The organism is Priestia sp. YIM B13486, from assembly GCF_042787865.1.
Lineage (GTDB): Bacteria > Bacillota > Bacilli > Bacillales > Bacillaceae_H > Priestia > Priestia megaterium.
Map to the genome: position 1 here is coordinate 309370 of NZ_JBHZOZ010000006.1, position 6444 is coordinate 315813.

Sequence of the window (6444 nt, forward strand, 5' to 3'; positions counted from 1 at the left end):
TTACGATAACTGTTCGCCAGACCAAATTATTCAAGGAGGAATTTGATTATGTCAACAGTAAAGTATGATACAGTAATTGATGCAATGTGGGAACAATGGACAAAGGGGTTACAAAACATTGCAGACGGAAACAAACAAATTGAGCAATGGACGTTAAAAGCACTTGAGCAACAGCAAGAATTTGTAACAAAAGCAGTTGAACAACTTCAAGCAACAGACAAACAATGGAAAGCTGAATTAGAAGATCTTCAACAAAAAACAGTTGAAAACTTACGTAAAACAGCTGGAAACGCTGTTGCCGATTCTTATGAAGAATGGACAAACCGCACGCATGAAGCATTAAATAAATTACAAGAGCTTTCTCTTAACCAAAGCAAATCAAGCTATTCTTTAGTAAAGCAAGCTCAAGAACAATATCATCAAGTAGTAACACAATTAGTAGAAGAGCAAAAGAAAACGCGCCAAGAATTCCAACACGTATCTGATGCATACGTAGAACAAGTAAAATCTCTTCAAAAGTCATTTGCTCAGTCTCTTGAGCAATATGCAGTTGTAAAATAATATATAAAAAAGCCCAGCTTCTTTGAAAGCTGGGCTTTTTTATACTTTCTTGCAAACCATTACCAGTATGCAAAATAGGAAACAACAAATAATACAGGTACAGCAGTGAACTGCTGTACCACTAAAAAAGGAGATGACTAATCATGGCTAGAACAAATAAACTATTAACACCAGGTGTAGAACAATTTTTAGATCAATATAAATATGAAATCGCTCAAGAATTTGGGGTAACTCTAGGTTCTGACACTGCTGCACGCAGCAACGGTTCAGTAGGCGGAGAAATCACAAAACGCTTGGTGCAACAAGCTCAAGCTCACTTAAGCGGCAGCACACAAAAATAAAACATAACTTCATAACATGGCTAAAAAAAGGCACCTGCGTGTGCCTTTTTCTTACATAATATAGTCTTTTAAATACACGTAGTCCCCCGCTAATATAATAACCATCGCGATAATATATTTACGGTTTCTTTCAATTGTTTTCCGGCTCACTTTGACATGTTTTTCAATCAAGCGAATAGGAAGCTGCCGCTTTAAAAACAGCTTATCTTTTAATTCTTTTTCATTGACGATAAATGATGCAACTTCGACTGCATTTCCCCTTGCATCCTTATGCTTAGGAGACGTCTCGATAATGTCTTCAAGAGTTAATTTAAACAATTTTAGCGTCTGACAAAAATAAGTCATTTCCTCTTGAATATATGAAGTTTCACTTTGCCTTTTATAGTTAGAAAGCGATATATCCCTTTCTACCTTACCTTGAATAAAACCTTCATTTTCAATTCGGCTATAGAGCAGCGTTTGATTTCTCTTTTCTTTTCGAATATAGTCAATTACTCTTCTTTTAATAATAAGTTCCGCAAATGCAAGAAGAGATCGTCCTTTTTGGATTGTGTAATTTTCAATGGCTTCATTAAATGCAATCAGACCAATGCTAAATTCATCGTCAGCTTCACTTATATAACGTTTACATACAGCTGAAACAACTTTAGCAATAAACGGTTTATATTGTTGAATCATTTCGTTATGTAATTGTTTATCCCCTTGCTGAATCGTCAGTACAAGCGTTTCAAGCGATGGAGGCGTTTGAACTTTTGTGAGCATTGGCTTCACCTCTTTTACTATACTCAGTTGCTTTATACCATGTTAATATCCATTCTTTTGATGACGAACAGGGTTGAGAAGCGCTCTGCTCCTTTTAATTTCCCTTTATTATAACCCATAATAGCTCAATTTTACCAATTAACATACATTTGAAATATATGTTTATAAACTGAAATAAACTTCATTGAACTGAATTACTCACGGCTGCTTCTGTTCTCTACAGAATATGAACGAAAAAGCAAAACATTCGGATATAAAATAATTAAACATTAGTTAGTTCTTTTACCCTTTATCTAAACAATCCAAACTAGGTATTTTGTCTTAATATAAAAAAACGCGCCTTCAATTAGTATTGAAAGCGCGTTTTTTTATTATTGATTTTCAATTTTTTTTAACGATTCTTTTTCTTTCTCTGAGCCTTCAAGATCAGTTTGTTCTTTATTTTTAGATAGAAACCAGCCTGAAGTTGCTATGCCAAGTAACACAATCCAAAACGTAATTTTCCACACTTTTGATTCAGGGAAATGTTCATTAATAATACCCAACTCCGGATGAGCAAGGGTATACACCGCTAACTTAACTCCTACCCAGCCTACAATAGCAAAAGCCGCCGTTTCCAGGCCTGGGCGCGTATTTAATAGCTTGACGAACCAAGTTGCAGCAAAACGCATAATAATTAATCCCATAATTCCTCCGGCGAAGATCACCAAGAACTGTCCGCCGTCTAGTCCGCCAATTTGAGGAAGATTTGTTGTTGGCAATGTAACGGCGAGAGCCACAGCGGCCAAAATTGAATCAACGGCAAAAGCAATGTCCGCTATTTCTACTTTTAAAACCGTCATCCAGAAACTTGATCCCTTTTTCTCATCTGCTTCTTTCACTTTTTCACGATCGTCTTTTTTCACATATCGCTTCACAATATGATTAATGGAAATGAACAATAAGTAAATGGCTCCTATAGCTTGAAGCTGCCATACGTCGACTAAAAATGAAATCAAGAACAATGAACCAAATCTAAAAATAAAGGCACCGGCTAATCCGTAAAATAATGCCTTCTTGCGTTTTTCTTCCGGTAAATGTTTGACCATAATGGCCATCACAAGAGCATTATCCGCCGCCAAAATTCCTTCTAATGCAACCAGCACTAGCAATACCCATCCATACTCTAACAAAAGTGATGCATCCATAAAAATCCCCTCTCGTTTCTTTGTATAAGTTTATTTATCCTCATTACCGGAATAAAACACAAAAAGACCTTTGCCAAATATGGCAAAGGTCTTGCTAAGCATAATCATTATGCCAACAAAGCCGATGGAATACTCCATGTAATGACGACTTTGTTTCAGGTTTCCCTGACGCTACTCCCCTTTACTCCTTAAGAAGTAAATGTATTAAGTTGTTTTTATTTTACAAAGAGTCCACTAATAAGTCAATTAAAAGCCCTCTAAACTTTTGTTAAGCTTTTGTTAAGCGTTTTAATACATTCAAAAACGTTGCAATATGAATAGGCTTTGTTACGTATTCACTAAAACCGACTAAAAAAGCTTGATCGATATCGCTTTGCATCGCGCTTGCACTCAGGGCGACTCGCGGAATATGCTTCAACTCTTTTTCCAGCTGAAGCTGTGTGCATACCTCAAAACCATTCATATCAGGCAGATCAATATCAATTAAGATTATATCCGGTGAAATAGACCTGATTAGCCCGATGCCATTTTCTCCTGTTTTGGCAATTAAAAGCTTAACCTTTTTATATGGAGAAAGAATCGATTGCATAAGCTCAATATTTGTATCGTTATCCTCAATATACACAATTGAAATTGGCATGGAAAAATCTAAGAATGACTCGGCTTCCCCTTCACTAGATAATCGTTTAGGAACAGGTGGATGGACTATGGGAAAACGCACCCAAAATGTACTGCCTTTGCCTTCTTCACTTCGCACTCCGCACGTTCCATTCATTAATACAACAAGCTGTTTTACAAGCGCCAACCCAATTCCTGTTCCGTCTTTTTCTAGTCTATTTACACGGTAGAAAGGCTCAAAAATCCGATTTAATTCTGAAGCTGGAATTCCAAAGCCCTTATCTTCAATCGATATAGTTACGTGATGCTGAGTGATGTCAGTATAGATAGTGATATCGCGATAAGCGGGCGAGTATTTAATGGCGTTTGTAAGCAGATTTAATAAGACCTGCTGAAACCGAAGTTCATCTACTTCAACAAAGACTTCTTGGTATGCGTGAAAGCGAGTATAAAGTATACTATGCTTATTTTTTGCTAGTGGTTTCATAATTTTAAGCGCGTCTTCAATTGCCTCTTTTACCGACACCGGTTCAAGATTAATCGCTAAGTGACCTGATTCAATTTTCGATAAATCAAGCGTTTCATTTATCAAATAAAGAAGATGATTACCAGCTTTTAAAATTTTTCGTATACGATTCAATTGTTTTTCTGTTAAATCTTTTTCCCCTTGCTCTTCCAATATCTGTGCATAACCTAAAATACTGTTTAAAGGCGTACGAAGCTCATGGCTTACTTTTGATAAAAATTCAGACTTGGCTTGATTTGCTTTTTCGGCTTCTTCTTTTGCTACAATCATTTGCTGATTGGAATGAAGCAAATCTTGTTCTTGTTCCTGCTGTTTTGTAATATCATAAAATGTGACAACTACGCCCTTATAATATTTGCTTTCTTGAAGAGGTTCAGCATTCACCGAAATCCAAGTCAACTTTTTCTCATTTAAATAAATGCCCATAACCGTGTTTCGTACGGGTTCTTTTGTATGAAGACATCGAACAGATGGAATGTCTTCCAGTGCAAAAGCTGTTCCATCAGGATGAATAATTTCCCAGTCTAAACCAAAGGGGTTAACCGATAACATTTGGTCGTAAGGCACGTTTAGAATTTTAGCAGCGTAGGCATTGGCAGCAATTAGATTTCCTTCAAGGTCATGAAACACTACACCTTCTGACATTGTAGAGAGAACGGAGCGATACATGCTTTCACTTTTAGCCAGCTTTTCTCTTGCTTCGTGAAGATCAGTAATATCTACTATAGAACCAATAACTTCTTGTACTTCTCCTTTGTAGATATGAGGTATTAACTTCGTATAGTAAGCAAAGTCGTTCAAAAGTACTTCATAAGACACTTTCTCTCCCGCCCATGCTTTCTCATAGTATCTCTTATTTTCTTTCGCGTAGGATTCAGGCAAAAATTCTTCAAGTGTTTTACCAACAACATCTATTTCCTCATATCCCATTTCACGAACCATTTTTCCTTCGCACATGGTATGAATATACCCTTTATCGTTTTTCACAAATTTAAAAATAGCGCCATCTTGTTGTGAAAGCGTGCGTTTTAAATCTTCTTGTAAATCCAACAGCTGCTGTTGAGCCTTTTTTCGGTCTGTCACATCTTTGGCGATGACGTAACTGCCTTTAATTTGATCATGAACAATAATAGGCATTTGCGTTACTTCAACATATACAGGCTGATTATCTTTGCGAATGAGCGTTGCCTCATAATAAACAGAGTCTCCGTTCAGAGATTTCCACATATATTCTTCAGCTTGTTCAGCTTCTCTAAACATATAAGGAAACGGAATTTTCTCCATTTGATGCAACGTGTATCCCGTTAGCTCGATTCCTTTTGGATTAATCGTTTGAATATTGCCGTACAAATCAACCGCACACACAATATTAGGATTGTAGTTAAAAAGAGATTGATAATACTCTTCTTTTAATTGACTCTCCCTCACTTCTTCCTGACGCTTAAAAGCAGCAACGAGCAGGAAGACAATGAGTAGCGTAATTGTAATACTTGCAATAATATTGGAAAATGGCGCTTGATACGGCAGCCACTGCCCCCATTTTCTAGCAACTGAGTGTGCAATATGCAGCTTCATTCCATACATACTGATGAAATGCATAACTGAAATTCCAATGCCCAGTAAAATAGAGCTAACAAGTTTAAGAAAGGGATTAGCTTTCACGCTTTTCGAGCGAAAAAACAAGTGCATCGCATAAAATGCAACGACCAGGGCGATGATGATGGAAAGCAAAACAGATAGCAGAGCATAATGAATGCGTGCTTCTGTTTCGATTGCTGCCATGGCAATGTAATGCGTACCCAGAATACTGCTTCCTAAAATAAGCCCTGACCATACCGACGTGCGCCATTTCCAGAAGGTCCAAAACGCAACTAATGATCCGCTAATCGCTATTATTAAAGCAAGGACAGAAAGTACAGCATCAAAATGAAAGCTAACAGGAACATAATAAGCAAGCATAGCAATATAATGCATCGCCCCCACTCCAAGCCCCATTGAAATTGCTGACAGCGTAAGCCACAAATAATTGTTCCGCTGTTTTTTTATCATTTTGCTCATAATATCAAGTGCTGTATAAGAGGCAAGAATCCCTACAATGACAGCAAGAAATACGGTAAATTCATTATAGTGACCAGTAATTGAAATCATTTGCTTTCCTTTCAATTTAACGTTACTTCTTCTATCTAACTCTTCTTATAAGAACTATATTACGATCATTTGCTCCGAAAGCAGACACATGAAATAGACGAAACTTGCATAAGCTTCGTCCTTTCATCAACATAGCTATTTTAGAAGCAGCAGCATCTCTTAATTGGTCATTAACTGATGCAGCTGTTTTTGAACGTCTTGGATTTTTAATTTTGAGATATGAGCATATTCATCAATTTCTAAGAAATAAACAAGATATGTTTCATTTTTTGGTGTGATGTGCGAAACTTTCTGTAAATTC

5 protein-coding genes and 1 riboswitch are annotated in these 6444 nt (G+C 36.8%); of the genes, 2 read left to right on the plus strand and 3 right to left on the minus strand.

Features of this window, described 5'->3' with window-relative positions:
- The first annotated feature begins 48 nt into the window (after nucleotides 1-48).
- Both phaP and ACFX4G_RS18140 read left to right on the plus strand, forming a co-directional pair.
- The gene (gene phaP, locus ACFX4G_RS18135) at nucleotides 49-561 is read left to right on the plus strand and encodes a polyhydroxyalkanoic acid inclusion protein PhaP (protein WP_014461097.1); all 513 of its coding nucleotides are present in this window, start codon (nucleotides 49-51) and stop codon (nucleotides 559-561) included.
- A 143-nt stretch (nucleotides 562-704) separates the two neighbouring features.
- On the plus strand, nucleotides 705-902 hold the full coding sequence (locus ACFX4G_RS18140; protein WP_013055933.1) for an alpha/beta-type small acid-soluble spore protein: 198 nt from the start codon (nucleotides 705-707) through the stop codon (nucleotides 900-902).
- Nucleotides 903-953: 51 nt separating this feature from the next.
- Here the strand turns inward: ACFX4G_RS18140 and sigI are convergent, their stop codons facing one another.
- From sigI to ACFX4G_RS18155, 3 genes are all read right to left on the minus strand, one after another.
- The gene (gene sigI / locus ACFX4G_RS18145) at nucleotides 954-1664 is read right to left on the minus strand and encodes an RNA polymerase sigma factor SigI (RefSeq protein ID WP_377575994.1); all 711 of its coding nucleotides are present in this window, start codon (nucleotides 1662-1664) and stop codon (nucleotides 954-956) included.
- A gap of 371 nt (nucleotides 1665-2035) precedes the next feature.
- Entirely contained in the window at nucleotides 2036-2851 is an 816-nt protein-coding gene (locus tag ACFX4G_RS18150) for a TerC family protein (RefSeq protein WP_377575997.1), read from the minus strand.
- A gap of 96 nt (nucleotides 2852-2947) precedes the next feature.
- A riboswitch (yybP-ykoY riboswitch) is annotated at nucleotides 2948-3043 on the minus strand.
- Between the two features lie 76 nt (nucleotides 3044-3119).
- The gene (locus tag ACFX4G_RS18155) at nucleotides 3120-6158 is read right to left on the minus strand and encodes a PAS domain S-box protein (protein WP_377576000.1); all 3039 of its coding nucleotides are present in this window, start codon (nucleotides 6156-6158) and stop codon (nucleotides 3120-3122) included.
- Nucleotides 6159-6444: the final 286 nt, after the last annotated feature.

Bases quoted from the DNA above. Each gene is read 5' to 3' on its own strand.
- phaP (WP_014461097.1), top strand. From the start codon at position 49: ATGTCAACAGTAAAGTATGATACAGTAATTGATGCAATGTGGGAACAA.
- ACFX4G_RS18140 (WP_013055933.1), top strand. From the start codon at position 705: ATGGCTAGAACAAATAAACTATTAACACCAGGTGTAGAACAATTTTTA.
- sigI (WP_377575994.1), bottom strand. From the start codon at position 1,664: ATGCTCACAAAAGTTCAAACGCCTCCATCGCTTGAAACGCTTGTACTG.
- ACFX4G_RS18150 (WP_377575997.1), bottom strand. From the start codon at position 2,851: ATGGATGCATCACTTTTGTTAGAGTATGGATGGGTATTGCTAGTGCTG.